Genomic DNA, 25,923 nt, shown 5'->3' with positions numbered 1-25,923 from the left:
GTCGAGGTCGCGGGCCATGAGACCCACGCGGAGCGCCTTCGGGAACGGTAATCCAAGGGGGCTGCGAAGCCCGGGGAAACGGCCGTCGGTTAGGGTGCGAAGCGATGTCATGTCGACGGTCGCTTTCCGATGTGCCCTGCGCCGCCCCGGAGAAGCACAAGACCGGCGATCACGAACCACACGATGGCGCCGAGACCAAAGACGGCGCCGGCAGTTTCTCCCATCGGCGTAAGAACCGTGAGGAGTCCCGCCGCGCCCGTGAGCAACCCAAGCCCCGCAGTGAGCCTGCCAAAGATCCCGCTCGCGCGCCCGGCAAGGCTGACCGCGAGCAGCCATGCGCCGCCGGCGATCTCGTTTCCGCCGCCAAGGCCCAGTTCAACCGCGTGCAGCACCTGCCATAGCGCGATCGCGGCCCCCGGATCGGCGGCCAGCGCGTGGGTACGTTCGACGGCCACATTTGCGATCATCCCGGCGCCAAGGACGAGGGTGGCCCAGATGAGGCCGAACGCCGCTGTCAGGGCGGCCGCATCGGGCAAGGTCCTGGCGATCTGCTGGCGGAGGGCGACGACCAGTACGGCCAGCGCCAGCGCGTTCACGATGTAAATCACTGTGTTCCATGCGATCAGCAACCCGGGACGCTCGGCAATGAAGGCCGCGACACCGGCGGCGTCGATCTCGTCCGTCCCGAAACCCAACGGGGCGAACACGGTGATGAGCAGGGCAAAACCTATTAGGTAAGTGGACGCGCAGGTCAGAGCAGCGAGACCGCCGGCTGTTCGAAGCATCATGAGCCAACTCCGTTCGGTTGATGCACCGTTTCGGCGGCGAGTGTTGCGAAGTGCTCGGTCAGGCGACGTGTCCCGAACCGGGGCGCAACCATGTCCATTCCGAGCGCGGTCAGGAAGAAACGCGCCGGACCGCTCATCCGCCGGGGCAGGAACGGCAGGACGGCGAGCACGGCGCGCCGCAGGGCGTCCGGCAGGTGGGTGATGCGCGGCGCGGCCCCCAGCGCGGCGAAGGCGGCGCTGGCGATCTCGTCCTGTGTCATCACGTCGGGGCCGCCGACCTCGATCCAGCCACGGCCTTCATCCGTGGCGTCAGCAATGGCCACGGCCAGGTCGGCGCCGTGGATGGGATTGAGGCGCTGGGTGCCCTGTCCGAAGAGCCAGACGCGGCCCCATTGCGCCATCGCCAGGATCTCGCCCATGTCGGAAAAATAGCCGGTGGGCGCGATCACGGTTGCGGGCATGTCCGAGGCCTGGAGCGCATTCACGAAGGCGGTCTTGGCATCGACCAGCGGCACGCCCGCCATGGCGTCCGCGTTCAGGACATGGACATAGGCAAAGCGCTTTACGCCTGCCGCTTCAGCCTCGCGCAGGAGGTTCAGGTTCGCCTGGAAGTCGACCTCTCGGAAGCCGAGGCCATCGGTTTGTCGGGTGATCCCCAATGCAGAGACGACAAGGTCAACGCTGTCCATGACGCCAATGAGCGTTTGGGGTCGCGTGGCCTCGGCCTCGATCAACACATCGGCCAGTCCTTCGGCGCACCCGGAATCGCGAACCAAGGCGGTGACGTGGTGTCCGCGCCTTGTGTATTCAGCGCAAAGGAACCGCCCGAGATAGCCGGTCGCACCGGCAATGAGAACATTCATGAATCGCCTCCGGTGTCTACAGCAGGCCAACGCCAAGCGCGCTGGCGGCCATGAGGAACAGGACAGGCGTCCAGAGCAGGCGCTCTGGGCGCGAGGGGCTTGCGGCATTGGCGGCAAGGGACAGCAGCGTGAGGACGGCGGCGGGCCAGAACAGCGGTGCCAAAGGCGCGGGGCCAACCCCGGCCCGGGCAAGAACGGCCCCGGCCATCGTGCAAAGCAGCGCGGCCTGAACCAGCGCCAACGCCCTCCAGGCGGGCGGCAGGCGGTCGGGAAAACGGCCGCCGACCGTCAGCCGGCCAAGCGGCGCGCCGGCGGCATTGGCAAGGTGCATGAGCACCGGGAAGGCGGCCAGACCGGTATAGGCAACGGCGAGGGTCTGGGTCACAGCCTGGCCCTCGCGACCATCGAGGGCGCGCCGGAATGGACCACAGAGCCGCGGACCGCCTCTTCGGTCAAGGCGATAACGCCATAAAGGTGCCGGAGCCGAGAGGTGCTCTGCCATGCCGGCGGGGACGCCCCTCTGGTCGGGATCTGGGCTCGCCGGGTCATAGGGTAAAAGCTGTCTGGCATCGCGCCGTCTCTCAGTTCACGACCGCATGGCCACGGCCGCGCAGGCAGTTCAGGACGATGGTTTCGCGCGTCTCGCTCGCCTCGGACACGCCCGCCGCGGCCCCCGCCAGCGCGCCGACCACGGCCCCGCCAAGCGCGTCGCCCTCGTCGTCCACCTCGCCCAGGACGCCGCCGACCCCTGCGCCGATGGCGGTTGCGGCCATCGTTTGGTGCTTCAACTGCGACTGGCTGCGCGCAAGGCTGCGGCAGGCGGACAGATCGCTTTGGAACTGTGCTGTTGGCGGGCCATCCAGGATCGGGGTCACAGCCGTACCCATCCCGGCACAGGCGCCCAAGAGTACGGTCAGGCAAAGCGGGACAATCAGCAACGGTTTCATGGGGTGTCTCCTTCGACAGTGATCGGTGTCGAAAGAGGATCTACCCGAAAGCACCGGACGGCTGGCATGACCCCCGAGATCAACAGCTTGACCCCAGGTATCAATTGCCTAGCCACGCGGTCGGACTTGTCCCGGTCCAGCGGCGAAAGGCCCGCACAAAGGCCGACGCCTCCGAAAAACCCAGAAGATAGGCCGTTTCGCCGACCGAGACCTTGCGCGCGCCGAGGTAGTCCATCGCCATGCGGCGGCGCAGGTCGTCATGGACCTGCGCGAAGGTGACGCCTTCGTCCTTCAGCCGGCGGTAGAGTGTCTGACGGCTCATCCCGAGGTCGCGTGCGACGCGGTCCATCGACAGCGTGCCTTCGTGCAGGTCGGCCAGCATTCGCGCCTCGACGGCGGCGCGCACGGTGTTCCGCGTTGCGAGGTCATCCAGCAGTCCGTCCGCGTGGCGCGTGAAAACGCCAAAAACATAGTCCTTGCCGCCGTCGAACGCGGCGTCCAGCCAGACCGGGTTGATCCGCAGAGCGTTCCGTGTGGCCCGGAACGTCACCGGCACCCGGAACAGCTCGGGGTATCGGTTCGCGTGCGGCGGCGGCGCGTAGGTCACTTCCAGCGCTTGCTCGAACGGGTGTTCCGGGGCAGAGCGGCGGAACTCTGAGATGAAGCGGGCAAAGCTCGCCTCGGTCGCCATCCAGCTTCCGTCGCAGGTGCGGTTGTCCACCAGCCAGACCGCCGCGCCCTCGTGCACAAGCTCAAACCGATCCCGACCGCCGGGGATCGGCACGTCGGCCATGAGCCGCGCGTAGCGGTTCAGCTGGCCCAGGCTGTGCGGGAAGGAGGTCGAGGCGTGGACAATCTGGCCGACGATCGACATCGTCTCCAGCCGGGTTTCCAGCACGTGGCGCAAAAGCAGTGAAGTGTCGCCCGTCGCCTTTATCCCCGCAGCGATGAGCGCCTGGTACGCGGCGACCGGGATGCGCGCGTCCTGATCCGCCAGGTCATCCTCTGCCAGCCCCGAAGCCGCGAGCAAGGGCACGCGCGGAGCCCCTTCACCCGCCGCGTAGTCAAGAAAGGCGGCTGCGAATCCGGCGGCCATGGACTGATCGGACATGCGGCGGTCTCCTGGGGCAAGATCTTGATACGCCCGGTCATGCCCCCGCCAAACCGACGCGGGCACATTGTGCCGAGACTTCACATTCGGACAACCCTTATGCTGCTTCACATGATTGTACCGATCGTCACACTCGCCTGTTTTGTCGCCCTGAGCTTCGCCGTCCTCCTCTGGATCACACGGATGCCACCGGAGGTGCCGGCCACGGTCGCAGATGACCCCTCTCTGCCTCGGCTGTTCGGCGAAGACGTCCTGCTGCACGGCCACGTCGCCGGAGCGGAGGGCGCGCCGCTTGTCATCGTTCTGCACGGCGGGCCAGGAGGCGACCATCGCTCGCTGCTGGCGCTGCAGGGCCTGAGCGCCACCCACCGCGTCCTGTTCTACGACCAGCGCGGCGCGGGCCTGTCCGAGCGGGTGACGGCAGACCGGCTGGGCGTGCCGGACCACCTCGCCGATCTCGATGCGCTGATCGCCACCCATGGGAACGGTCCTGTCGTGCTGATCGGGCACTCATGGGGTGCGATGCTTGCGACGGCCTATCTTGGCCACCGTCCCGCCGCCGTTGCTTATGCCGTTCTGATCGAGCCGGGTTTTCTCGACGCTGAAGGCCTTGCCGATTTCGAGACCTGGCGCGCCGGTCTCTCCCGCAGCCCGCGCGTGCTCTGGGCTGGGCTACTGGCCGGTTTCCGCGCCCGTGGTGTCCGGGGCGATGCAGACGCGGCGCAGGACAGCACCGTCGGCGCCGTCGTTCATGCCTTCGCCAACCACCCGTCGAACCCCTATCACTGCACCGGTCGCGCCTATGATGCCCCCAGTTGGCGCTTCGGGCACCGGGCGAGCGACGTGTTCTGGAGCGATCCGGCCGTCGCGCTTGGCGCCATGACCTCCGGCCTCGCCTTCCCCGGCCCCGTCCTGATCCTGGCCGGGGGTTGCAACGACTGGACCGGCGCGCCGCTTCAGGCCCGTCACGCCACGATGTTCCCGGATGCGCGAATGGAGGTGATCGAGGGCGCGGGCCACGACACAGCCTGGGACAAGCCCGAAGAGACGCTCGCCGCGATCCGATCCTTCCTCGGCGCCCCGGATGAAGCGGCCCGCCATGTTTCGTCCCTGGTTTCGTAGCAAAAAAGGACGGTCGCAGCGCGGGATGCGCAGCGTACCGACGCGCCCACGCCACACCCAAATATCACATATGACAAAAAATGTGACACTTGTAAAATGAGCTCGCCGCCGCTATTGTCCCGGCAACAGCTACGGTAAAGGGAACCGACATGAACATCATCCTCGTGCTGGTCGATAGCCTGACGCGGAACTGCCTGCGCGCGTACGATCCTCAAAGCCGCTGCGAAACACCCAATATCGATCGTTTTGCCAAGCGCGCCGCGGTATTCGACAATCACTTCGTTGGCAGCCTGCCCTGCATGCCAGCCCGCCGTGAATTGATCGCGGGACGCAAGGAATTCATGTGGCGGCCCTGGGGCTCGCTCGAAGTGTTTGACCCGCGCCTGCCCGCCGAAGTCCGCAAGGGGGGCTATCATACCCACGTGGTGACGGACCACTACCACTACTGGGAAGAAGAGGCCAACGGCTACATCCAGAGCTATGACACCACCGAGATGATCCGCGGCTACGAAGTCGATCGCTGGCAGGCGCAGGATCCGAACGAAGAAAAACCCGCCTGGGTCAAAAACGTCGAGAAGTTCCGCGCGCCAGAGCATATCGGCCAGTATTACGCCAACACCAAGGACTTCGCAGGCGAGGAGGATTACTTTTCGGCCAAGACCTTTGGCAGTGCCTGCGACTGGCTGGACCGCAATGCCGAGAAGGGCAAGTTCTTCCTGCATGTCGAGACCTTCGACGTGCACGAACCCTTTCACATCCCCGAACCCTACGAGAGCATGTATGCCGAGGGCGCCACGAAAAACGAGTTCAACGTGTGGCCGCCCTACCAAGTCTACAAGGATCTTGAGAACTTCATGGATCAGACCACGCCCGAGGAGCTGAAGTTCCTGAAGTCCCAGTTCATGGGCAAGGTCACCATGATGGACAAGTGGTTCGGCACCCTCATGGACAAGCTGGACGAGAAAGGGTTGTGGGACGATACGATGGTCATCCTGACAACCGACCACGGCCACGACATGGGCGAGCGCCGCGCGTTCGGCAAGCAGCACCCACATTTCGACAGCCACGCGAACATTCCGCTGATGGTCTACCATCCTGCCAATCCGGGCAACGGCAGGCGCATCTCCGGTCTGACCCAGACCGTCGATATCTTTGCCACGATCATCGAGGCTGCAGGTGTCGAGGTCACGGAGGCCAACCGCCACAGCAAGTCGCTCTTGCCGATGGTGGTGGACGACGCGCCCTCGCCGCGTGACGCGGTGCTATATGGGACATTCGGTCAGGGCGTCTGCGCCACCGACGGGACATGGACCGTGATGAAGGCGCCGGACCCGGACAAGCCGCTGTACCTCTACTCCACGGCCATTTTCCGGCCGTTAATTGTTGACAATCCCGTTGACGGGCGGCTGTCAAAGGCACCGAACAAGCCGGTGGATCAGGGCTATTTCGATCCTTCGGTCGATCTGCCCATGTGGCAGATACCGATCAAGATCGACCCGCGCACCGAAGAGAACCTGCTCTTTAACCGGGCCGAGGACCCGGGGCAGGCGCAGAACCTCTGGGACAGCGCGCCGGAGCAGCGGGCGCGCATGCTCGACCTGGTGCGCAAGCTGATGGAGGACGAAGGCTGCCCGCCCGAGCAATTCGACCGGTTGGGCCTGAAAGAGGCGGTTCCCGCCTGAGGTCCAGCCCGGCACCCGCCGCCTGCCCGACCGATCTGCCCCCGGGGCATGTCACCGGGGAAAGGCGGCGGGACGTTCCGCCCCTGATCGAAGCCCCCGACGGACGGCCTGATCCACCTTAGCCCCAGACGACGCGGAATCCTGTGTGTGTGGTCGTGCTCTCGGGGGAATTGCCGGTGCGGGCCGCGATGCGGTAACGATAACAATAGCTCTTGTGGCAAAGAAACGACCCGCCCTTCGCCAGCTTGTATCCTTTCATCGCCGCCTGTCGCGCCTTTGCGCCGCGCTTGAGAGAGCGGATGCGAAACGGCTCCGCCGTCCATTCCCACACATTTCCGACGAGGTTGTAGAGCCCGTAGCCATTGGGCTCGAAGGACATGGCCGGCGCTGTCGTCAGGTGACCGTCCAGCCCAAGGTTCCTGTCCGGAAAGCGGCCCTGCCAGATGTTGCAGGGAAAATGCGCCGTATCGTCAGGCTCTTCATGCCCCCAGGGGTACGGCACGTCGCCCAATCCGCCACGGGCGGCATGTTCCCACTCGGCCTCGGTCGGGAGCCGGCCGCCAATCCACTTGGCATAGGCGCGGGCATCGTTCCAGCTGACCTGAACCACCGGGTGATCCGGGAACCAGGCATTCTCTGCCGTTCCGGGCCCGTTGATGTCGCGCCAGTTGGCCCCGTCCACCCGCCTCCACCATTCCACGTTGGCCACCCCTTGGGTCGGGCCAACCTCGGCGCTTACCTCGCTCCAGAACACGAACGACCAGCCAAAGCGTTCGGCCTCGGTGACATACCCTGTCGCGTCGACGAATTCGGCGAATTGCGCGTTGGTGACCGTGGTGATGCCGATCTCGAACGGGGCCACGGTCTTGGTCCGCAGAGGGCCTTCGGCATCCTCGATCAGATGGGGATGATCCGTACCCACCAGGGCCTTGCCACCCGGTATCCGTGCCGTGGGTGGGCGGGTCGCACTTCCGCGCGCGATGACCTCGGTCGCGGCCCATGCCCCGCCGCGTCTGGCGGCAGGAGCGCAACAGGCGGATTTCGCGGGCGTTTCCGGACCTTCAGTCATTCATCAACTCGAGGGCGAGCGCCTTGTCCACAACGAGATGCGTCGCCAACCCGCCGCGGATGCTGGCAAGGGTCGCCTCTGCCCGATCCCGACCGCAGACGACAAGCAGTTTCTTGCGTGCGTTCCGCAAATCGCCAAGGGTTGCGGCAATCAGACGGTCATGCGGCGGCATGTCGATCTGCTCCCCCGCGGCAGAAAGATACCGGCAACAGAGGATACCCGCCGCCCCGGCACCGACGGCGTCGGCCAAAGTTTTCTCGCTCGCCATATCGGCAGCAACGAGGTGGGTTTCGGGATGGACGTTGCCCACCGAATAGATCGCCATATCCAACGCCTTCAACCGGTCCAGCTGCATCCGGATGGTCGGCTCTTCGCGGATTTGCAGTGCCAGTTCGGCGTTCGAAATCAACCCGGGCGCATGAAGGGTGTAGCATTGAGCACCCAGCTTGTTCGCGATCTGGATCGTGCAGTTCTCCGAGGCGGGCACCCGGTCCGAGATCATCGATCCGATCAACTGGCAGACCTCGACATCCGCCACCGCGTTGCGCGGCATGGTGTCGGCAACCGCCATGATCGTCTCGCCCCAGGCGACGCCCAGCCGGTCGCCCGGCTCGACCACGTCCAGCAGCGCCATCGCGGCGACTCGCGCCAATTGCGCCAAGGCCTCGGTCCTGCCCAGCGGCACCTCGTCCGAGGCTGGCTGCGCGACGTAGACATCCACCAGGCCGAACTTCTCGCGCAGATCGCGGGCCAGGGAGGACCCGGTGAGGTAATGCCCATCCACCCGGATCTCGACCACGCCCAACTCGCGGCTTTCGCGCAGCATGTTGACGATGGTCGCGCGGCTGACCTTCATGCGCTTGGCGATTTCGCCCTGGGTCAGACCCTCGCCGTAGTAAAGCAGCGCCACGTTGGACAGCAGCGCTTCCTTCTCACCGGAGATGTGCGACGGCGGGGCAGTTTTGTTCATCCTCAAGCGTTTACCTTCTTTGCCCCCGCTTGACCATAGTTCTGCCGGAACCAGGCATAGCAGCGGTCGATCTCATCCTGCGGCAGTTCCTCGACCGGACCGCGCAACATGGCCAGATGCGTGGTCATCGCGGCCTCTTCAAGGTACATCGCCACGGATGTTGCCTCACTCGCGGATTTGCCCATGGTAAAAACCCCGTGCGCCTTGACCAGTGCGGCCATGCCACCGTCGGCCGCCTCTAGGATCGCCTCGCCCGTATCAACCTCGCCCGGCGTCGCATAGCGCGAACAGGGCACGTCACGACCCAGGATATGGGTGATCGGTGTCAGCACCGCCGGAATCCGCTCCCCCCGCGCCGCAAAGCTCGATGCGTAGGGAGAATGAGTGTGGCACATGCCGTTCACATCCGACCTGTGGCGATATACATACAGGTGAATGCCGGTATCGACCGAAGGCTTCATCTCGCCCTCGACCACCTTGCCGTCAAGATCGACCACCACCATCGTTTCCGGGGTCAGCTTGGCGAATTTGACGCCCGAAGGCTTGATCACCACCAGCCCGCTCTCGGGGTCCCGACCCGAGACATTGCCGCCGGAACCCACCACCAGTCCGTTGCGCGGCAATTCATGGTTCTGTTCGCAGACCTCTTCCTTCAGCGCTTCAAGCATCACGCGGCCTCCTGCTTGGCGGCGGGGATGCCGTGTGGATAGACAACGATCTTGAGACTCTTTTCCGCCTCTACCAGCATCCGGAACGCCTCGGGCGTATCGGCGATGTCGAAACGATGGGAAATCGCCGCCTCTGCATTAATCCGCCCCGCCTCCAGCAGGCGGATATAGCTGTAGGTGTCAGTGTGGTCCGAAGAATAGCGCGAGGTGACGGTGATCTGGTCGAAATAGGCGGCATTGCCGTCGCGCGCCCAGGTTTCGCCCGGCGGCATCGGCGCGCCAAGATGCAGACAGCCGCCCACCTCGGTCAGGGCCAAGGCCTGATCCCATGCGGGCGCAAAGGGCGCGATGACGATCACCGTATCGGCCAGTCGCCCATTGTTGAGCGCGCGCATCGCCTCGACCGCGTCTTCGTTCTTGGGGTTGATGGTGTGGGTCGCACCGAATTCACGCGCGCGGGCCAGCCGCCAGTCGGAAAAGTCCAGAGCCACCACCTTGCCCGCACCAAAGAGCGGCGCGAGGTGGACAAACCCCTGCCCCATGAAACCCGCCCCCACAACGGCGACGGTATCGCCGGGCTGGATGTTGCAGACCTTCAACCCCGACAGCACGCAGGACCATGGCTCGATGGTCACCGCCGCCTCTGTGGAAATCGAATCCGGCAGTTTGTGTGCATCCATCGCCAGGTGCTGTGCAGTCACCCGGTAGTAGTCGCAGACCCCGCCGGGATCGAGTTTCATCGACTTGTAGAACGGATCGCGGGTGAAATGGCCGCGCCGCGACAGGTGCGAATTGACCCGCCCGACGTGGTGATTGACAAAGACCCGGTCGCCGATCTTGTAATCGGTCACCCCGGCACCGACCTCGACAACCTCACCCACCGGCTCATGCCCCAGCACCTTGGGCTCGGTCTTGTACCAGGCCATGGTCTCGCCGCCACACAATCCGCATGCCAGCGTCTTGAGCAGCAGTTCGCCGGGGCCGATCTCGGGGACGGGCCGATCCTCGATGCGGATGTCGTCGATCGCATACTGCACGGCGGCAGTCATCATGTTGGTCATAGTCTGGTCTCCCGCAAGGAATTGAGTTCGGCCTGCAAGGCGCGGTGATGGCGTGAAATGGCGGCATAGCGCCGGTAGACGGGGGTGTAGGCGGCGTGGTTTTCCGGGTCGTAACGCTGTAGCGCCTCGTCGCGCCGGGCCAGTTCGACGGCCTCGCCCAGGCCAGAGGCAGAGGCCCCCAGTGCCGCCGCCCCCCACAGCCCATGATCCGAAGCCGAGCTGACCAGCACCGGCTGGCCAACCACATCGGCGATGATCTGACACCAGACCGGGTTCTTCGACCCGCCTCCTGTCAGCTGAACAGGGGCGGTCGGCAGGCCGGTTTCCTCCTCGAAACAATGCCTTAGGCTCAATGCCGCGCCCTCCATGACCGCCCGGCCCATCTCTCCGGTGGTCGTGGTCGAGGACAGCCCGTGAAAGGCCGCCCGCAGGTTGGGTGCCACGAAAGGCGCACGTTCGCCGTTGAGATAGGGCAGGAAGGTCACGCCTCCCGCCCCCGGCGGCACCTGTTCGACCAGCGTGTTCATTCGCTGCGCCACCTCTCCGGCAGAGGCGCCGCCAAGGCTTTTGGGGTGCAGCGCCGCGAACCAGTCAAAGGCGGCTGCACCGGTTGTGGGGGCAAGAACGCGGATGGTGACGGGCGCGGTCGGATGCAGGCAGCTTGCGCCAACCGGTGCCTCCGTCGGGGTGATCCGATCGGTCAGGATATTGACCACGGCGGTAGTGCCCATGATCATCATCGTCTCACCCGCTCGGTGCAGCCCCATGCCGACGATCATCGCCGATAGGTCCAGCGTGCCGACCGAGACCGGGAGCCCCTCGGGCAGGCCGGTCGCCTTGGCCGCTCTTGCCGACACTTGCCCAAGCGCGCTGTCGGCGCTTTGCGGCGCGATCAGCTTGTCGGCCAGGTCGGCGCAATCCAGCGCCTCCAGTTGCGCGGCCGCATACGCGCGGCTGGCTATGTCCAGAAACGGGATCGTCGCGTCCGAGAAATCCGTGGCCAGCGCCCCGGTCAGGTTCAGCCCGATCCAGTCGACGCAGGTCATCACATGCGCGGTCTGCGCCGCCATCTCGGGACGGTTCTGTCGGACCCAGCGCCAGAGCATCCCCGACGTGCCGGACCAGAGCGAGGTATGACAGCCGCGTCCAATCAGACCGGTCGCGCCGGCCTCTTCGAGTTCGGCAAGGTCATCTGCGGTGCGCGTGTCGTTCCACAGCATCGCCGGCCCCGCCGGTCGGCCCTCCCCGGTCACACACCACAGCCCGTCGCCCTGCGCGGCGATGCCCAGAGACCGGAACTCTGCGCCGTCGCATTGAGCCACGAGGTCCGACAACACCGCCACCACGGTCTCCCAGACCTGATCCATGTCCTGTTCGCTACCGCCGCCGGGGACCTGAATCACCTTGCTGGGCGCATCGGCCTGCGCGACCTGTGTGCCATCGGGGCGGTAGGCGGCGGCCTTCACGGCAGTGGTGCCGACATCCAGCCCAAGCCAGAGTTTCGTCAAAGCGGCCTCCTTCATTTCGGTTGCACCGGCGTGATCCTGGGCGGGCGATCCACGCTCAGGGGCGGCAATGGCGCCGTCCATTTCGCGACACGCACCAGCGCGGTATGGGCACAATTGCCCTGGCTCAACTCCGAACACCCCTTGTCGAGGGTCAGCACATTGGGGTTGCCATGCACCTCAAGCCTCTCGCCCGCCACTTCCTGCGGATCGAACCAGGCACCGGTCGCCAGCGCGATACAATCCGGCCGCAGCAACGGGTCCAGCCGCAAACCGGCCAGACAGGCCCCGCGCGCATTGTAGATCCGGATCACGTCGCCCTCCTGCAACCCGAAGCGCGCGGCGGTATCCGGGTGCAGACTGGCCGGTTCGCGGCCCTGAACCTTGTCGGCCTGCGCCTCGCTGCCGCGGTCGTTCTGCGCGTGCAGGCGCGTGTCGGGCTGACCTGAAATCAGGTGCAGCTCATCCTCGGCCGCGTGCAGCAGGCTTTCGACGGGTGTCAGCCACGAGGGATGCCCCGGACAATCCTCCAGCCCGAATTCGGCAATCGTCCGGTTGCCGAGCGTGATCCGCCCGCTTTCGGTCGACAGCGGGTTGGCCACGGGATCGGCCACAAATTTCTGCAGCGCCACCTTTTCCTCGAAGGCATCCGGCACGTCAAAACGCCCTTTCTCGCGGAAGGTCTCGAAGTCCGGCAGCGAGAACCCGTTTTCCTGCGCCACGCCTTGCGCGCGCGCCCAGAGGTGGCGCAGCCAGTCTTCGGTGTCGCGCCCCTCGGTAAAGGCGTCTTCTACACCCAGATGCCGGGCCAGCCTGCGGAAAATCTCGTGATCGTCCAGCGCCTGCCCCATCGGCTCGTGCATTTTTGACATGTAGAACAGAGACGGATCGCGCCGGTTGATCATCATGTCTTCGCGTTCGAACGGCGTCGTCGCCGGCAGCACGATATCGGCCCGCCGCGCGGTTGCGGTCCAGCTGTGATCCTGCACGATTACCGTCTCGGGCCGGGTCCAGGCCTGCTCCAACCGGTTGAGGTCTTGATGGTGGTGGAACGGATTTCCGCCGCACCAATAGACCAGACGAATATCGGGATAGACCCGTGTCTCTCCGTCGTAACGATAGGGATGCCCCGGGTTCAGCAGCATGTCGGCCAGCCGCGCCACGGGAATGGCGTCCTTCACCGGGTTCTGCCCCTGCGACACCGAGGGCCAGCCGATCCAGCGGATCGGGCGCCCCACCGGCGTGGTCGAGCCATAGCCAAACCCGAACCCCGTGCCGGGCTGGCCGATCTGACCGAGGATCGAGGCCAGCCCCAGCGCGGCCCAGATCACCTGTTCCCCGTGATCGGCCCGTTGCAGGCCCCAGTTCAGCGCCACCATGCTGCGGTTGTCGGCCAGCACCAACGCCAGCGCGCGGATTTCATCGGCGGCAATGTCACAGAGAGGCGCGGCCCAATCGGCGCTCTTCGCCTCGCCGTCCGTCTCGCCCATCAGGTAAGCGCGCCATTCCGGCCAGCCGCTGGTGCGGGTGGAAAGGAAATCCTCATCCGCGCGCCCGGCCTTGACCACCTCGTAGGACAGCGCCAGCAGAAAGGCCGCATCGGTGCCGGGCCGGATCGACAGCCACTCCGCTCCGGGCAGATCCGTGCCGCGCGGCGAGACATTGATGATCCGCCCGCCCCGGTCCCGCATTCGCTGCAGCGGCGCGCCAATGTCGTGGCGGGTCACGCCGGACGAGGAAATCTGCGCTGTCCGTTCTGAAATCCCGCCAAGCGCCAGCAACACATCGCAATGCTCCCCGACGAGGCTCAGACTGGTCATCGCGTCGAACATGCCGCGATTGCTGAGACCAAGCACATGAGGAAACAGCACCTCTGCAGCGGCATGGGAATAGGTCTCGTGGCTGGCCACACAGCCCCCCACAAGGTTCAGGAACCGCCGCATCTGACTTTGGGCATGATGAAACCGTCCGGCGCTGGCCCAGCCATAGGAACCGCCAAAAATCGCCCGGTTGCCGTACACCTTGCGCACGGACCTGATCTCGCGCGCGACCAACGCGGTGGCCTGCGCCCAGGTCATCTCGCGATAGCCATCGCGCCCCCGGTTGGCGCCGCCGTCCCCGTCAAGCCAGCCTTCGCGCACCATCGGCGCAAGGATGCGACTGTTCTCGTCCCGGGCTGCAGACAGCCAACCACGGCCAATGCGCGACGGATGCGGGTCATCCTCGACCGGGCGCAGTGTGTCGCTCTCGATCCGATATGCCCCCCAATGTGCTGCGGTGTATTTCATCATCCCTCCCTTCCCGCGCAGGCCGTGGCGCTTGACTTTTACATATGATCGATTTAGTGACTTTTGTAAAGATCCAATCGAGAGGAAGCCATGCAAAACGAAAGAACCACCGAAGACGTCGCGCTGGGGATTCGGCGCCGCGTTTTCGAACATACGATCCGGAACAACGGCGGTTACCTGAGCCAGGCCTGTTCTGCCGCCGAGCAGCTGGCGTGGCTCTACAATGAGGAATTGAAGCTGGGCGCACCGACCCTGCCGATGATCCCCAAGCCGTTTGGCGGCGTCCCCTCCCCCTCCAACCCCGATTACCACACTGGCGCCGGGTACAACGGCCCCGCCGCGCCAGAGTTCGACCGGCTGTTCATTGCGCCCGCGCATTACGCGCTGGTGGCCTATGCCACGCTGATCGAGGTCGGCCGAATGGCGCCCGAAGGGCTGGAAATGTTCAACAAGGATGGCTCCTCGGTCGAGATGATCGGGGCAGAACATTCGCCGGGCATGGAGGTGCACAACGGCACCCTGGGCATCGGCCTCTCGACCGGGGCGGGCCTTGCCTATGGCCGAAAACTGCGCGGTGAGCCGGGCCGGACCTGGGTCTTCATGTCCGACGGCGAGGTTCAGGAAGGCCAGACCTGGGAAGCGGTCCAGGCGGCGCGGTTCCACGGCATCGACAACCTCTGCGCCATCATGGACGTCAACGACCAGCAATGCGATGGCGCGATGGACAGCGTGATGGAAGTGGGCGACATCCGCCGCAAATTCATCGAGTTCGGCGCCGCCTGCGTCGAGATCGACGGCCACGACGTGGGCGCCATGCGCGACGCGGTGAACGAACCGCATGAAGGCAAACCGCTGATCATCCTCGCGCGCACCTCGCCCTATCAAACCATGCCGATCCTCGAGGAACGGTTCCCCCGGCTGCACTATGTCCGGTTCAAGTCCGAGGACGAACGCGCCCGCTTCAACACCTCGATTGCCGCCGATCTGGGCGTCGATCCTGTCGATTACGCCCATTGAGGAGACCCGCACATGGTTGAAATGGTATCCCGCCCCTACGCCTCGGCCTTCGAAAAATTCGCCGCCGGCAAGCCCGATATCCTCTGCCTCTCCGCCGATCTCACCTCTTCGTGCGAGATCGACGGTTTTCGCGACCGGCACCCGGATCAGTTCCTGTCGCTGGGCATGGCCGAACAGAACATGCTGAGCTTTGCCGGCGGCCTCGGCCTTGCCGGGTTCCGGCCTTTCATTCACACCTTCGGCGTCTTCATGTACCGCAGGCCCTACGATCAGCTCATGGCGTCGATCGCCTATCCCCGTCGCAAGGTCCGGCTGATGGGTTTTCTGCCCGGGGTGACCACGCCGGGCGGCATGACGCACCAGTCGATCGAGGATATCTCGGTCATGCGCTCGATCCCCAACATGACAATCCTCGAAACCGGCGACGCCACCGAGGTCGAAAGCATCTGCGAAGCCGCCGACAGCATCGACGGGCCGGTCTGGTGCCGGGTGCTGCGCGGATCGGTGCCACGCCTCTTCGACACGCCGATCAAGGTGGGCGAGATGCGGGTACTGTCGGAAGGGAGTGACATCCTCGTCGTTTCCTCGGGCATCAGCACCGAAGAGGCGATGCGCGCCCGCTCGGCCCTGACCAATGCCGGCCTGTCGATCCGGCACATCCACCTGCACACGATCAAGCCTTTCGATCACAAGCAACTGCTGGATCACATTAGCTCGGTCAAACACGGCGTTGTCACGCTGGAAAACCACGTCACCGAAGGCGGCGTCGGCTCGCTGGTGGCCGAGACCATGGCCGATGCCGGTGTTGGCAAGCGGCTGGTGCGGCTGGGACTGAAGGACACCTATGCACATGGCGGCTCGCGCGCCTATTTGATGCGGTACTACGGGCTGGACGCGCTGGCGCTGGTCGGTGGAATCGAAGACCTGATGGGCCAGAACTTCGGCATCACCGAGGACGACCTGGCCGAAGCCCGCGTGGATGACGTACATTCGCTGGTCAAGGCCGAGGCCCTATAACCGGGCCGGACATTCCGACCACAAAAACGCCCCGGGAAACCGGGGCGTTTTTCTTTGCAAGGCGCCACAATCCATCGACCTGTCATCCCCGCCGGGATCGCCCGGCCGTGCACGCCCTGCCCCGGCCGCGTCTCTCAATTCGACAAAAGCCCCCAGCAAATGGGTGCCCGATCCACCATCGGGCCGCGCTGGATCTTGCCGCCTTGGCGTCCCCAAAAAAACCGCGCCGATCCGGGGATCGGCGCGGTGACAAGTGCCCTTTCGGGCGGGGAGGAAAGGAAACCTCAGTGATCCAGCATGCCCCAGAGCCGGCGCTTGATGTCGAGGAATTCTTCGGTCAGCCGCATCTCGTCATTGCGTGGACGCGGCAGGCTGACCTCTTCGATGTGATGCACCCGGCCCGGGCGCGACGACAGGACGATGATCTTGTCGGACAGAAAGATCGCCTCTTCGATGTCATGGGTGACGAAAACGACGGTCTTCCGGGACTTCTGCCAGGTGGTCAGAAGGTCGGACTGCATCCGCTCCTTGGTCTGGGCGTCCAGCGCGCCAAAGGGCTCATCCATCAACAACACGTCGGGATCGTTGGCATAGACCCGTCCGATATCGACCCGCTTGCGCATGCCGCCGGACAATTCACGCGGCCAGCGGTCCTCGAACCCCTTCAGCCCCACCATCTCGGTCCATTTCGCCTCGACCTCGGCCTGTTCCTTGTTCGACGCACCACGCAAACGCGGCCCGTACGAGATATTGCGGGCCACCGTCATCCAGGGAAAGACCGCGTCCTGCTGGAACACCATGCCTCGGCGCCGGTCGGTGCCCTCGATCACATTTCCGTCCAATGTCATCTGCCCGTCCGACGGGGTGAACAGGCCCGCCATCATTTTGAGCAGCGTGGACTTACCGCAACCCGACGTTCCGATGATCGAATTGAACGAGCCGGATTCGAACTGAAGGTTGATGTTGTCCAGAACGGTCAGGGCGTTGGCGCCGCCCTTGCCGAAGGTGTGACTGAGATTTTCGATCCTGATCTCGGGCATTATTCCCGGGCCTCCGACCATTGCATGAGATGAGACTGAATCTTGCGAAAGATGCGATCCATGATGAAGGCGCAGCCGCCGATGATCACGATGATCATCATCACCTGGTCGGTCATGAAATAGCGCCGCCCTTCCTGCAACAGAAAGCCAAGACCGTTCTGCGCCGCCAGAAGCTCAGAGGCGACCAGCGTGGTCCAGGCGGCGGCCAGGGCGATGCGGTAACCGGTGATGATGAACGGTGTCGCTGCCGGAACCGCGACAGTCCGGAATACCTGGAAACGGGACGCGCCCATGGTCGACGCCGCATCCACATAGACTTGCGGGACGTTCTTCATGCCCGCGATCACGTTGACCACGCAGACCATGAAACAGGCGATGGTGATGATCAGTACGCGGCTGAATTCGCCGATCCCGAACCAGATGATGATGATCGGGATATAGGCCAGCGGCGGGATCGGGCGCAGCGCCTCGATCAGCGGATCCAGCAGGTATTCCACGACCTTGTACCAGCCGATAAGGCAGCCGATGACCAGCGCAAGGGTGGTCCCGATGAAAAAGCCCATCGCGATCCGGAACAGGCTGGCCCCCAGGGCAGTCAGCAGATTGCCACTTTCCAGGTTGGTGAAAAAGGACGCCACGATATCCGAAATCGGCGGCAGCAGCGCGGGGTTGTTGTCGGGCCGGTTCGTGATCCAGATATAGAACGCGAAAACCAGCGCGATAGACAAGGCGCCCAACCAGAGGCGCCTTGAACGAAGGGCATTCATTACAGTCATGGGTTTCAGAGCCGTGCAATGATCTTATCGGACACCAGCGCATCCAGATCAGGCATGTTGCGGATCCGGTCGTTTTCGACCAGGAACTCGGACTGGACGCGCAGCGCATTCTCAAGAATGCCATCCGCATAGACCGATTTGATCTCGTCTGTGTCGAAGTAGAAATACCCGTTCAGCAACGGCTCCACCTCGGCGGTCGTGACGCCCGCCCGGCCAATGCCGCTTTGCCATTTGATCATCCGCTGGACGACCTCGGCATTGTCCTCTCGCAGCATCCCGACCCCTTGATCGTGGAAGGCCCGCACGACTTCGGTCAAGGCGTCCTGCTTGGCATCCAGCACCGGTTGCGTGGTCATGAAGACATCCATGATCGACGGGCGCTTGTCGATCGGCATGGCAGCGCCTTCGGCCAACATGCTGGCGCCAGGCAGTTTTTCAAAGATCAACTGGCGCGAGGTGGCCAGCGGCACGGTGGCGTCCACCGCCCCGGCGATCAGTGCCGCCTGCGCGTCGATGGGTTCCATGTTGATGCGCGTCAGCGGCATTTCGGCCAATCCGGCCTGTTCCAGCGCCACACCAAGGAAGAAATCGAAGTTCGACCCGGATGTTACGGCAATACGCTTGCCCTCGAGGTCGGACAGGCCTTCCAGCCCCGGTCTGCCTACGATGGTGAACAGTCCCGAAGCGTCCCCGCAAACAGAGATTTCACGGAAGGCGGCCACCTTGCGCGCCATGGCGGCCAGCGGCGGGACCGAACCGACCGTGATGGCATCGACGGATCCGCCGACCATGGCCTCGATCGCGGGCGGACCCGAGGGAAAGACGCTGAAGTCCATTTCGACGCCAGGCGCAAATCCCTGGTCCTGCACCAGCCAATAGATGCCAAAGGAATATGCCGGGATGATGCCGACGCTCAGCTTTTCGGTTGCGGCATGGGCCTTTCCGACGAAGAACGTCGGCGCTGCCAGTGCTGTCCCGACAGCGGCGCCTCCCTTCAGGAACGCACGGCGCGACACGTAGCTCGTTCTCGAATTTGCCATCTTGTCCTCCCTCGTGGCAGATCGCGGAACCTGATGCTCAGGCATCGATCACTCTACTATCTCGCTCAACTTTACTTTTGTCAATTTTTTTCTCAAATGACAATTCTCACGGAGCGCGCGAGGGCAACCCCGTGCTCGTTGACACTCGCAACTCACCGAGCGGGAGGCGGAAATTTCAGTGAGACTTGGGCCTGCAGCAATGTGATGCTGCTCCCTTGGCCACGCATTGCGTCCCAAGGGAGAACACATCTGGCATCACGACCGACCAAGGCGCTCCACGGAACACAGGCTCAGGACCCGGCGCCTCCCCATCTCTTGAACAGGATTTGGCTTAATCTGAGCCACTCGTCGCACCTGCTGATCGGGTTGGTCCGTATCATTGCTCTGCCAATCGATGAAGGCCTTGGGGCCTAGAAGGTCACACCTTGCCGATGACCGCCTTTGTCTCCGATCCCGCCTCCAAGGCAGTCAGGTAGACCCACGGTAAATCCCGCTGCCGGGGCCCAATGTCGGGCGGCAGAGCAACCTTGGCGCAGACACGATGCCACGGTGCGGGATGCAGCGAGAGCGAAGTCAGCCCTGCCCCCGGACAAGAGCATCGAAGGTTATGGCCATGTCTAAGGGCGCGTCATGTCGGTTCGTCCCACGGCGGTAAACGGCACACCTTTTGGGCGGCGGTTTCGTTCGCGCTCTGGATCGCTTCGGTTTCCGTGGCCCCTTCAGCCAGTGCGAGCGCAAAGGCCGCGTGCCAGGTGTCTCCTGCACCAAGGGTATCGATCGGGGTGACGTCCGGCACAGGCACGTCGATCATCGACGTCCCGTCGTGACACGATACCGGGTCGGCCCCTCGCGTGACGCCGACCCACCTGCCGAGGCGCGCCGACGCCTCCTCGAGCGCCTGACCGTCCGCCCCTCCGCAAAAGTCCTGCAGCCCTTGCGAAGAGAACGCGACGTGGCTCGCCGCGCGCAACGCCTTCAAGGCAGGTGCAACGGGCGCCTCGGCGTCCATCACGCCCGGAACCCGCCTGCGTCTGGCCGCCCCCATCAGCGCCTCGGCCATGATGGGGAATCGCGTGTCTGCAAGGGCAGCCTCGAAGGCAAGGCGATCCGGCAGGAGGGCCGCGCTGTCCATTTCCGCATCAACGCGAAAATTGACAATCGTGCGCTCGCCATCCGGCGTGATGGTGATAGCGGAATGCGCTGTCCTGGTCTTGGTGGACGTACGCAGCAGGCTGTCGTCGATCCCGATGTCCCGGATGCGCGCGCGCAGGATCTCTCCGAAGGCGTCGTCGCCAACAGTGCCGACCAGCATGGCATGCCCACCCAGCCGCGCGATTGCCGCCGCCGCATTGCAGGCGCCGCCTCCCACGGAAAGGCGGGAGGCTGGCGCCCTGTGCTTTTCTCCGACGGTCGGGTGGGCGGCCACGTCCAGCACAAGGTCCAGCGCGACCAATCCGCCACAGACGACCCGTGTCACGAACGGCGCCCCTTCAGGCGAGATTTTCGGTGCATGTGTTGCGCGCGGCCCTCGCCGCATGGCCCAACATGGAAATGTCGTTGGGTCCGACGATGAAACGATAGCCCGCATCGCGCAGCGCCGCATAATCCCGTCCGGCACCCTCGATCGTGCCAAGCATCAGGCCGGCGCCGTTTGCGCTGGATTCGACCTCGCTGATCGTCGTGCGCACGTCGCCATGGGTCAGATCCTCCAGATGGCCCATCGACGCGGCCAGGTCGTTCGGACCGACAAACGCCATGTCGATCCCGTCGATCTCGGCAATCGCGGCGACATCTTTCACGGCATCGACATGCTCGATCTGGACCATGAGAAGCAATTCGTCATGCGCGACGGCCCTGGCATAGTCGGTCACATCGCCGAACCCAGTTGCCCGCACGATGGGTGCGGCATACCCGCGCCGCCCCCGCGGCGGGTAAAGACAGGCCTGCGCAATGTCGCGTGCCATCGCGGCGGAATGGACCATCGGCACCATGATGGACCGTGCACCGCGATCCAGCGCGCGCTTCAGCGTCGCCTCGGACGGGTCGGGAACGCGCACAACCGCCTGTCCCCCGGCGGCCTCGACCGCGCGGATCAGGCCGAGCCCCTCTTCCAGACCCGCAATGCCATGTTCACAATCGATCACCAGAACGTCCCAGCCGGCATGAACCAGCAATTCCGCCACGTCGGGCGACCCGAGTTCCAGCCAGGCGGCGGCCACGGTTTCACCCGACTTCAGCCGCTTCTTGAGAGTATTCTGTCCTGTCATGGGTTTAGGTTTCCTTCCTGCCTCTTGCCCTTCTCGGGCCGAACATGTCCAATACGGCGCGCAGCAGAAGCACGCCCCAGACCACCAGCGTGATCACTCCGAGGACCGCTGCAGCGTCCCGTTCGAAGAACTGGGTAATGTCGCCCTGTGCCTTCATCATCGACACCATGAAATTGTCTTCCACCACTTGGCCGAGCACGATGCCCAGGATCGCAGGCGCCAAGGGTATTCCGGCCCGCGCCATGGCATAGCCGACAACCCCCAGCACAAGGATGATCCAGATCGCCATGGTGCTGCCCATGATCGCGTAGCCGCCGATCATCGACAGCATCAGGACCAGCGGCATCAGGACCGAACGCGGCACGCGCAGAAGCTGGGTTGCCATGGCGATGGCCAGGCCGCCGGTTATCACCATCAGGACGTTTGCCAACAGGAAGGCGCCGAACAGCGTGTAGACCAGCGTTGCGTCGCTGGTGAAAATATCGGGGCCCGGCGTCAGCCCCTTCATCAGCAAGACGCCGATGGCGATTGCCGTCACGCTGTCGCCGGGGATGCCGAAGACAAGTGCAGGCGTCCATGCCCCGGCGACGGCGGCATTGTTGGCCGCGCCCCCGTCAACGATCCCTTCCAGATGGCCCTTGCCGAATTTCTCCGGTGTACGTGAGAAACGCCGCGACAGCGCGTAGGAGATCCAGGCGGCAACGTCCGCACCGGCGCCGGGCAGAGCACCGATCACGGTGCCACCGGTCCCCGAGCGCAAGACGCTCGCCCACCGCCGTCGGATTTCTGCTGCCGCATTCCGCAGGGCCTGGGCAATGGGCTCGACGGTGAGCCTGCCAAGACGAGTCTCCGTGCCCGTCGCCGCGTTGCGCAACAGTTCCGAAAGGGCGAACAGGCCGATCATCGCCGGGATGAAACTGATGCCATCGTAAAGCTCGTCCAGACCAAAGGTATAGCGGGGGTGTCCGACTGCCACGTCGATCCCGACGGTTGCGACGGCCAGCCCGATGAACAGGCTGGCAAAATTTCGGGGCACGGAAGACCCGCCGACGAAAACCGCGCAGCTCAGCCCCAATGTCGCAAGCCAGAAGGCCTCGTCACTGGAAAAACTGGTCGCAAGGCGCGCCAGTTGCGGCGATGCCAAGGACAGCATCAGAACACCGATCACGCCGCCGACCACGGAGGCAAAGAGCGAGACGAACAGCGTCGTGCGGGGCTGTCCGTTTTGGGCGAGGGCATAACTGTCTTCGACATAGGCCGCCGAAGCGGGTGTGCCGGGCATCTTCAGGAGCGCGCCCGAAATGTCACCGGCGAAGATTGCCGTGGTCGTCGTGGCGACGATCGCCGCCACGGCCTGCACCGGATCCATGAAATAGGTGAATGGCACCAGCAGGGCGACAGCCATCGTGGCCGTCAGGCCCGGCATCGCGCCGACAAGCGCGCCGTACAAGGTGCAGGCCAGAACTGTTGTGATGATCAGCGGATCGGCCACCGCCGACAGGATTGCCATCAGGTCCATCGCCAGATCCTCTTACCAGGCCAAGGGCGTCAGGACGCCCCAGGGCAAAGCCACACGCAGGATCGAATAAAAGACATAATGCAATGCAAAGGGGGCCACTACGGCGAGCCCGATCGTGACAGGCCAGCCGCCCCCGAAGAGCCGGGCGGCGACAACGAAAGCGAGGGCTGCGGAAAGGTGAAATCCAAGCCAGGGCAGGATTATGGTGAAAGCCGCGACAATCCCGATCAGCGTCACGAACGGAATCCACGCGGTCGGTCGGGTATCCTCCTGCTCCGGCGCAGTTCCGCGGCGCGCTTCAAGCAATATGCCAAGTCCGGACAGAACAAGCCCGGTGGCGATTATGTTCGGGAACAGGTCCGGCCCGTAGGCCATGACAGGAATCCGGGGAAAGCCCCGTGCATTCCAGGCCATCGCAATGGCGAGGGCGATCAACGCCGCCCCCGTCACCACATCGCGGTTGATGTTCATCTGGGAAACCGGGCGATCACTTCGCCAGACCGACGGCTTTGATGGTATCGCCCAGGGCGGCGTCAGATGCCTTCATGTAGTCCACGAGTTCGGCCGACGGCATCGACACGACCTCTGCACCGCGGCTGGCCTTGAATTCTGCCCATTCGTCGGTCTGGACGATCTCGGCCACCGCCTTTTCGTAGGAGCACGCGATTTCCTCGGGCATGTCGCCCGGGCCGGAAATCGTGATGTAGGCGGCAAGCGTCCAGCCGCTGTCCAGCGCATTCGCGGTCAGCGGGACATCCGGCAAGGCGGCCATCGGGGAATCGTGCATGTACGCGAGAGCGCGAAGCTCTCCCGCCTCGACCAACGACTTGCCTTCGGAGAGCGCAGGTGTGGCCACGTCGACGCCGCCGGCCAGCAGTTCCTGCATCGCGGGCGCCGCCCCTTGCGACGGAATCCAGCGGATCGCGTCGGGCGCCATTCCTTCCGCGTTCAGCATCCCGGCAAGGGCAAGGTGCCAGATGCCGCCGAGCGACGTGCCCGAGCCGGTCAGGTCTCCAGGGTTTTCGCGCGCATGGTCCAGCAATCCCTCAAGCGTCTCGAAGGGGCTGTCCTTGCCGACAAGGACACTGGCCGGGACGATGTCGACCAGGGCGATGGGCGTGATGTCGTCCATCGTCAGGTCCGTCAGGCCGACCCAATGCATCGTATTGATCTCGACCGTGACCGCGCCGACGGTGTAGCCATCGGGATCAGCCCGCGCGATCGCGGAATGCCCGGTCACGCCGTTGCCCCCGGTACGGTTCACCACGTTGAAAGGCACATCCCACTTCTGCTCCAGCATGCTCGCCAGCATGCGGGAATTGGCGTCGGTGCCGCCCCCGGCGCCCCACGGAACGATGTATGTAACGGCCCGATCCGGCTGCCAGTCACAAGACTGGGCCTGAACTGCGGTGCCTGCTCCGGCGACCAGGGCGGTCACGGCTATGGCCTTTGTCACGGTTTTCATGGTTTCTCCTCCCGATGGTTTGCCAACGCGCCGGCGGAGCCGAACGTCGTTCTGCACCTCTTTGAAGCATAGCATCGGACCCTTAGTCAATCGATTGAATAAAGTTGGAAACCCGCAGCGCGGGTGGATATTATGCAAGCATGAGAAGGCGGATCAGACTGCGCGACATTGCCGACGAACTGGGGCTCTCGGTCTCCACCGTTTCGCTGGCATTGCGCCGCGATCCGCGGATCCCCCCGGAGACCGCGGAACGCATCCGCACGACCGCGGCACGCCTTGGATATATATACAACCGCGCCGCGGCCGATCTCAGGCAATCCAGAAGCAGTCTGGTTGCCGTCGGGCTCAGCGATCTTTCCAACCCGGTGTTCAATGAATTCCTCAAACACATTCAGGACGAGTTGACCAAACACGGTCGCCATGTGTTCCTCGGCGTCGCCCGCGAGGACCCGGACCTTCAGCGCGCGTTCCTGCAAACCGCGCTGGAACAAGGGGTGGGCGGGGTCATTCTCTGCCCGGTTCGCGGCACGACACCGGCGGACCTGGACATGCTGGTTCCCGAGGGAGCGCTTTCCGCAACGACTCCGACAGTGATATTTTCCCGCGCCATGCCAGGTCTGCCAGTTCCGCAATTCGTCAATGACGATCTCATGGCGGGACGCATGGCGGCGGAATGCCTGCTGAAGGCCGGTCACAGGCGCCTGTGCTGGCTCGGGGGCGGGCACGAATCCTCGACGGCGAGGAATCGTCTCAAGGGGTGCCTGAATGCGATCGCCGCCCATGGCGAGGCGCCACCGCCCCGCCTCGTGCACGGCCCCACGACTCGCCGTTTCGGATTCGAGGCCGCGCGCGCAGCCAACGAAGGCCCGGATCCACCTACCGGGTTTGTCTGCTTCAGCGATCTGATCGCCTTCGGCGTAATCGCGGCCTGCCATGACGCCGGAATGATGCCCGGCCGTGACATCGCCATCATCGGTTGCGACGACATGGAAGAAGCCAGCTTTACCTCTCCGGGACTTACAACCATCCAGGTTGACAAGAGCGGTATCGGTTGCGGTGCGGCCCGCCAGATCATTTCCGCAGACGCATTGACCGCAGAGGTGGTTTTCACTCCGAAGCTGATCCACCGTGGAACGGTTGGCCCTGCGGTGTTGGAATGACCAGTCGTGCTGCGGGGGCGGTGGCCTGACCAGCGACTCGGGTGGGTGAAACCCAAGCTTTTTGATATCGCAAGACCCGTCCGGAGATCATCGTTCGGCAGTAGCGCTCTGCCTCCGCTGCCGCCTTGGCTCCGCAACGGCGGGCCATTGAACACGGGCAAGTACGGTCGGCGGAACAGGTTCGCGACCGACCCATCTGACCCGGCAGGGATTTGAGCGCAAGCGACACGTTTCTAATCCGAGCAGCTTGCCTTTCGGGGAACGCTCGACAACAGGCTCATCCTTTTCAGGCTACCACCGCCCCGGCGAGATGCAGCCATTTGAGCGAGGCGAAGCGGCCCTGCATCTTGGCGCAAAACACTTGCCCCCCATGCGTTTCTGATGATGTGACCGACCTATGCAGTGTGTGTTGCCTCGCTCTGCATACAATTAACCGTTCACTTGAGCGGCAGCGGTTGAGAAAGGCCAGATTGAGCTACTCCCCATCTTTTGGATAGGAACTGGCGTAATTTAAGCTACTCGTTGCACCTGCTGATCGGGTTGGTTGA

General features: G+C 64.2%; 24 protein-coding genes. 5 read left to right on the top strand and 19 right to left on the bottom strand.

What is annotated here, in order from left to right; translation table 11 throughout:
• Positions 1-107 precede the first annotated feature (107 nt).
• From RBB42_RS14035 to RBB42_RS14015, 5 genes are all read right to left on the bottom strand, one after another.
• Positions 108-788, bottom strand: coding sequence for a hypothetical protein (locus RBB42_RS14035; protein ID WP_305972117.1), 681 nt, complete (start codon positions 786-788; stop codon positions 108-110).
• Positions 785-1,651, bottom strand: a complete 867-nt coding sequence (locus RBB42_RS14030) for an SDR family oxidoreductase (RefSeq protein ID WP_305972118.1) — start codon at positions 1,649-1,651, stop codon at positions 785-787. The genes RBB42_RS14035 and RBB42_RS14030 overlap by 4 nt, the downstream gene beginning before the upstream one ends.
• A 16-nt stretch (positions 1,652-1,667) precedes the next feature.
• Positions 1,668-2,036, bottom strand: coding sequence for a hypothetical protein (locus RBB42_RS14025; protein ID WP_305972119.1), 369 nt, complete (start codon positions 2,034-2,036; stop codon positions 1,668-1,670).
• Positions 2,037-2,232: 196 nt separating this feature from the next.
• A complete protein-coding gene (locus RBB42_RS14020) occupies positions 2,233-2,598 on the bottom strand; it encodes a YMGG-like glycine zipper-containing protein (protein ID WP_305972120.1) in 366 nt (121 codons plus the stop codon).
• A gap of 100 nt (positions 2,599-2,698) precedes the next feature.
• Positions 2,699-3,709 carry an AraC family transcriptional regulator gene (locus RBB42_RS14015; protein WP_305972121.1) on the bottom strand — a complete coding sequence of 337 codons (1,011 nt, stop codon included), beginning with the start codon at positions 3,707-3,709 and terminating at the stop codon, positions 2,699-2,701.
• A 111-nt stretch (positions 3,710-3,820) separates the two neighbouring features.
• Here RBB42_RS14015 and RBB42_RS14010 point away from each other — a divergent pair, with 111 nt between their 5' ends.
• Together RBB42_RS14010 and RBB42_RS14005 are read left to right on the top strand one after the other, a co-directional pair.
• Positions 3,821-4,831, top strand: coding sequence for an alpha/beta fold hydrolase (locus RBB42_RS14010; protein ID WP_305972122.1), 1,011 nt, complete (start codon positions 3,821-3,823; stop codon positions 4,829-4,831).
• Positions 4,832-4,980: 149 nt separating this feature from the next.
• Positions 4,981-6,513, top strand: a complete 1,533-nt coding sequence (locus RBB42_RS14005) for a sulfatase (protein ID WP_305972123.1) — start codon at positions 4,981-4,983, stop codon at positions 6,511-6,513.
• A gap of 118 nt (positions 6,514-6,631) precedes the next feature.
• On the opposite strand, the gene RBB42_RS14000 is transcribed toward RBB42_RS14005, so the two are convergent.
• Genes RBB42_RS14000 through RBB42_RS13975 form a run of 6 tightly spaced genes read right to left on the bottom strand, consistent with a single transcriptional unit; the run spans position 6,632 to position 14,074 of the window.
• A complete protein-coding gene (locus RBB42_RS14000; protein WP_305972124.1) occupies positions 6,632-7,582 on the bottom strand; it encodes a formylglycine-generating enzyme family protein in 951 nt (316 codons plus the stop codon).
• Positions 7,575-8,552 (bottom strand): sugar-binding transcriptional regulator, encoded by a 978-nt coding sequence (locus tag RBB42_RS13995; RefSeq protein WP_305972125.1) that lies wholly within the window; start codon positions 8,550-8,552, stop codon positions 7,575-7,577. Before RBB42_RS13995 ends, RBB42_RS14000 begins: the two co-directional genes overlap by 8 nt.
• A 2-nt stretch (positions 8,553-8,554) precedes the next feature.
• Positions 8,555-9,220, bottom strand: a complete 666-nt coding sequence (locus RBB42_RS13990; protein ID WP_305972126.1) for a class II aldolase/adducin family protein — start codon at positions 9,218-9,220, stop codon at positions 8,555-8,557.
• A complete protein-coding gene (locus tag RBB42_RS13985; protein ID WP_306043433.1) occupies positions 9,220-10,281 on the bottom strand; it encodes a zinc-binding dehydrogenase in 1,062 nt (353 codons plus the stop codon). The genes RBB42_RS13990 and RBB42_RS13985 overlap by 1 nt, the downstream gene beginning before the upstream one ends.
• The gene (locus RBB42_RS13980) at positions 10,278-11,789 is read right to left on the bottom strand and encodes an FGGY-family carbohydrate kinase (protein ID WP_305972403.1); all 1,512 of its coding nucleotides are present in this window, start codon (positions 11,787-11,789) and stop codon (positions 10,278-10,280) included. Before RBB42_RS13980 ends, RBB42_RS13985 begins: the two co-directional genes overlap by 4 nt.
• Positions 11,790-11,800: 11 nt before the next feature.
• Positions 11,801-14,074, bottom strand: coding sequence for a molybdopterin-dependent oxidoreductase (locus RBB42_RS13975; protein ID WP_306043719.1), 2,274 nt, complete (start codon positions 14,072-14,074; stop codon positions 11,801-11,803).
• 90 nt (positions 14,075-14,164) lie between these two features.
• Here RBB42_RS13975 and RBB42_RS13970 point away from each other — a divergent pair, with 90 nt between their 5' ends.
• Positions 14,165-15,091, top strand: coding sequence for a transketolase (locus RBB42_RS13970; protein WP_305972405.1), 927 nt, complete (start codon positions 14,165-14,167; stop codon positions 15,089-15,091).
• A 12-nt stretch (positions 15,092-15,103) separates the two neighbouring features.
• The gene (locus RBB42_RS13965; RefSeq protein WP_305972406.1) at positions 15,104-16,108 is read left to right on the top strand and encodes a transketolase family protein; all 1,005 of its coding nucleotides are present in this window, start codon (positions 15,104-15,106) and stop codon (positions 16,106-16,108) included.
• 284 nt (positions 16,109-16,392) lie between these two features.
• On the opposite strand, the gene RBB42_RS13960 is transcribed toward RBB42_RS13965, so the two are convergent.
• The 8 genes from RBB42_RS13960 to RBB42_RS13925 form a co-directional block, all read right to left on the bottom strand.
• The gene (locus RBB42_RS13960) at positions 16,393-17,148 is read right to left on the bottom strand and encodes an ABC transporter ATP-binding protein (RefSeq protein WP_305972407.1); all 756 of its coding nucleotides are present in this window, start codon (positions 17,146-17,148) and stop codon (positions 16,393-16,395) included.
• Entirely contained in the window at positions 17,148-17,876 is a 729-nt protein-coding gene (locus RBB42_RS13955) for an ABC transporter permease (RefSeq protein ID WP_305972408.1), read from the bottom strand. The genes RBB42_RS13960 and RBB42_RS13955 overlap by 1 nt, the downstream gene beginning before the upstream one ends.
• A 53-nt stretch (positions 17,877-17,929) precedes the next feature.
• Positions 17,930-18,964: an ABC transporter substrate-binding protein gene (locus RBB42_RS13950; protein WP_305972409.1), complete on the bottom strand. Its 1,035-nt coding sequence runs from the start codon at positions 18,962-18,964 to the stop codon at positions 17,930-17,932.
• Between the two features lie 628 nt (positions 18,965-19,592).
• Positions 19,593-20,441, bottom strand: a complete 849-nt coding sequence (locus RBB42_RS13945) for a carbohydrate kinase family protein (RefSeq protein ID WP_305972410.1) — start codon at positions 20,439-20,441, stop codon at positions 19,593-19,595.
• Positions 20,442-20,454: 13 nt separating this feature from the next.
• Positions 20,455-21,231, bottom strand: coding sequence for an HpcH/HpaI aldolase family protein (locus RBB42_RS13940; protein ID WP_305972411.1), 777 nt, complete (start codon positions 21,229-21,231; stop codon positions 20,455-20,457).
• Between the two features lie 4 nt (positions 21,232-21,235).
• On the bottom strand, positions 21,236-22,750 hold the full coding sequence (locus tag RBB42_RS13935; protein WP_305972412.1) for a tripartite tricarboxylate transporter permease: 1,515 nt from the start codon (positions 22,748-22,750) through the stop codon (positions 21,236-21,238).
• A 12-nt stretch (positions 22,751-22,762) separates the two neighbouring features.
• On the bottom strand, positions 22,763-23,221 hold the full coding sequence (locus tag RBB42_RS13930) for a tripartite tricarboxylate transporter TctB family protein (protein WP_305972413.1): 459 nt from the start codon (positions 23,219-23,221) through the stop codon (positions 22,763-22,765).
• A gap of 16 nt (positions 23,222-23,237) precedes the next feature.
• On the bottom strand, positions 23,238-24,215 hold the full coding sequence (locus tag RBB42_RS13925) for a Bug family tripartite tricarboxylate transporter substrate binding protein (RefSeq protein ID WP_305972414.1): 978 nt from the start codon (positions 24,213-24,215) through the stop codon (positions 23,238-23,240).
• 104 nt (positions 24,216-24,319) lie between these two features.
• Here RBB42_RS13925 and RBB42_RS13920 point away from each other — a divergent pair, with 104 nt between their 5' ends.
• Positions 24,320-25,375: a LacI family DNA-binding transcriptional regulator gene (locus tag RBB42_RS13920; RefSeq protein ID WP_305972415.1), complete on the top strand. Its 1,056-nt coding sequence runs from the start codon at positions 24,320-24,322 to the stop codon at positions 25,373-25,375.
• Positions 25,376-25,923: the final 548 nt, after the last annotated feature.

It is taken from the genome of Mameliella sp. MMSF_3455 (assembly GCF_030733205.1).
Lineage (GTDB): Bacteria > Pseudomonadota > Alphaproteobacteria > Rhodobacterales > Rhodobacteraceae > Antarctobacter.
The sequence above is the reverse complement of the archived record's forward strand: the minus strand, read 5'-3'. Positions and strand labels throughout refer to the sequence as shown.

Excerpts from the sequence above, each read along its gene's own strand:
- RBB42_RS14005 (WP_305972123.1), top strand. The coding sequence starts at position 4,981 with ATGAACATCATCCTCGTGCTGGTCGATAGCCTGACGCGGAACTGCCTG.
- RBB42_RS13975 (WP_306043719.1), bottom strand. The coding sequence starts at position 14,074 with ATGAAATACACCGCAGCACATTGGGGGGCATATCGGATCGAGAGCGAC.
- RBB42_RS14015 (WP_305972121.1), bottom strand. The coding sequence starts at position 3,709 with ATGTCCGATCAGTCCATGGCCGCCGGATTCGCAGCCGCCTTTCTTGAC.
- RBB42_RS13965 (WP_305972406.1), top strand. The coding sequence starts at position 15,104 with ATGGTTGAAATGGTATCCCGCCCCTACGCCTCGGCCTTCGAAAAATTC.
- RBB42_RS13985 (WP_306043433.1), bottom strand. The coding sequence starts at position 10,281 with ATGACCAACATGATGACTGCCGCCGTGCAGTATGCGATCGACGACATC.
- RBB42_RS13935 (WP_305972412.1), bottom strand. The coding sequence starts at position 22,750 with ATGGACCTGATGGCAATCCTGTCGGCGGTGGCCGATCCGCTGATCATC.
- RBB42_RS14010 (WP_305972122.1), top strand. The coding sequence starts at position 3,821 with ATGATTGTACCGATCGTCACACTCGCCTGTTTTGTCGCCCTGAGCTTC.
- RBB42_RS13940 (WP_305972411.1), bottom strand. The coding sequence starts at position 21,231 with ATGACAGGACAGAATACTCTCAAGAAGCGGCTGAAGTCGGGTGAAACC.
- RBB42_RS14035 (WP_305972117.1), bottom strand. The coding sequence starts at position 788 with ATGATGCTTCGAACAGCCGGCGGTCTCGCTGCTCTGACCTGCGCGTCC.
- RBB42_RS13950 (WP_305972409.1), bottom strand. The coding sequence starts at position 18,964 with ATGGCAAATTCGAGAACGAGCTACGTGTCGCGCCGTGCGTTCCTGAAG.
- RBB42_RS13925 (WP_305972414.1), bottom strand. The coding sequence starts at position 24,215 with ATGAAAACCGTGACAAAGGCCATAGCCGTGACCGCCCTGGTCGCCGGA.
- RBB42_RS13990 (WP_305972126.1), bottom strand. The coding sequence starts at position 9,220 with ATGCTTGAAGCGCTGAAGGAAGAGGTCTGCGAACAGAACCATGAATTG.
- RBB42_RS13995 (WP_305972125.1), bottom strand. The coding sequence starts at position 8,552 with ATGAACAAAACTGCCCCGCCGTCGCACATCTCCGGTGAGAAGGAAGCG.
- RBB42_RS13930 (WP_305972413.1), bottom strand. The coding sequence starts at position 23,221 with ATGAACATCAACCGCGATGTGGTGACGGGGGCGGCGTTGATCGCCCTC.
- RBB42_RS14030 (WP_305972118.1), bottom strand. The coding sequence starts at position 1,651 with ATGAATGTTCTCATTGCCGGTGCGACCGGCTATCTCGGGCGGTTCCTT.
- RBB42_RS14000 (WP_305972124.1), bottom strand. The coding sequence starts at position 7,582 with ATGACTGAAGGTCCGGAAACGCCCGCGAAATCCGCCTGTTGCGCTCCT.
- RBB42_RS13970 (WP_305972405.1), top strand. The coding sequence starts at position 14,165 with ATGCAAAACGAAAGAACCACCGAAGACGTCGCGCTGGGGATTCGGCGC.
- RBB42_RS14020 (WP_305972120.1), bottom strand. The coding sequence starts at position 2,598 with ATGAAACCGTTGCTGATTGTCCCGCTTTGCCTGACCGTACTCTTGGGC.
- RBB42_RS13960 (WP_305972407.1), bottom strand. The coding sequence starts at position 17,148 with ATGCCCGAGATCAGGATCGAAAATCTCAGTCACACCTTCGGCAAGGGC.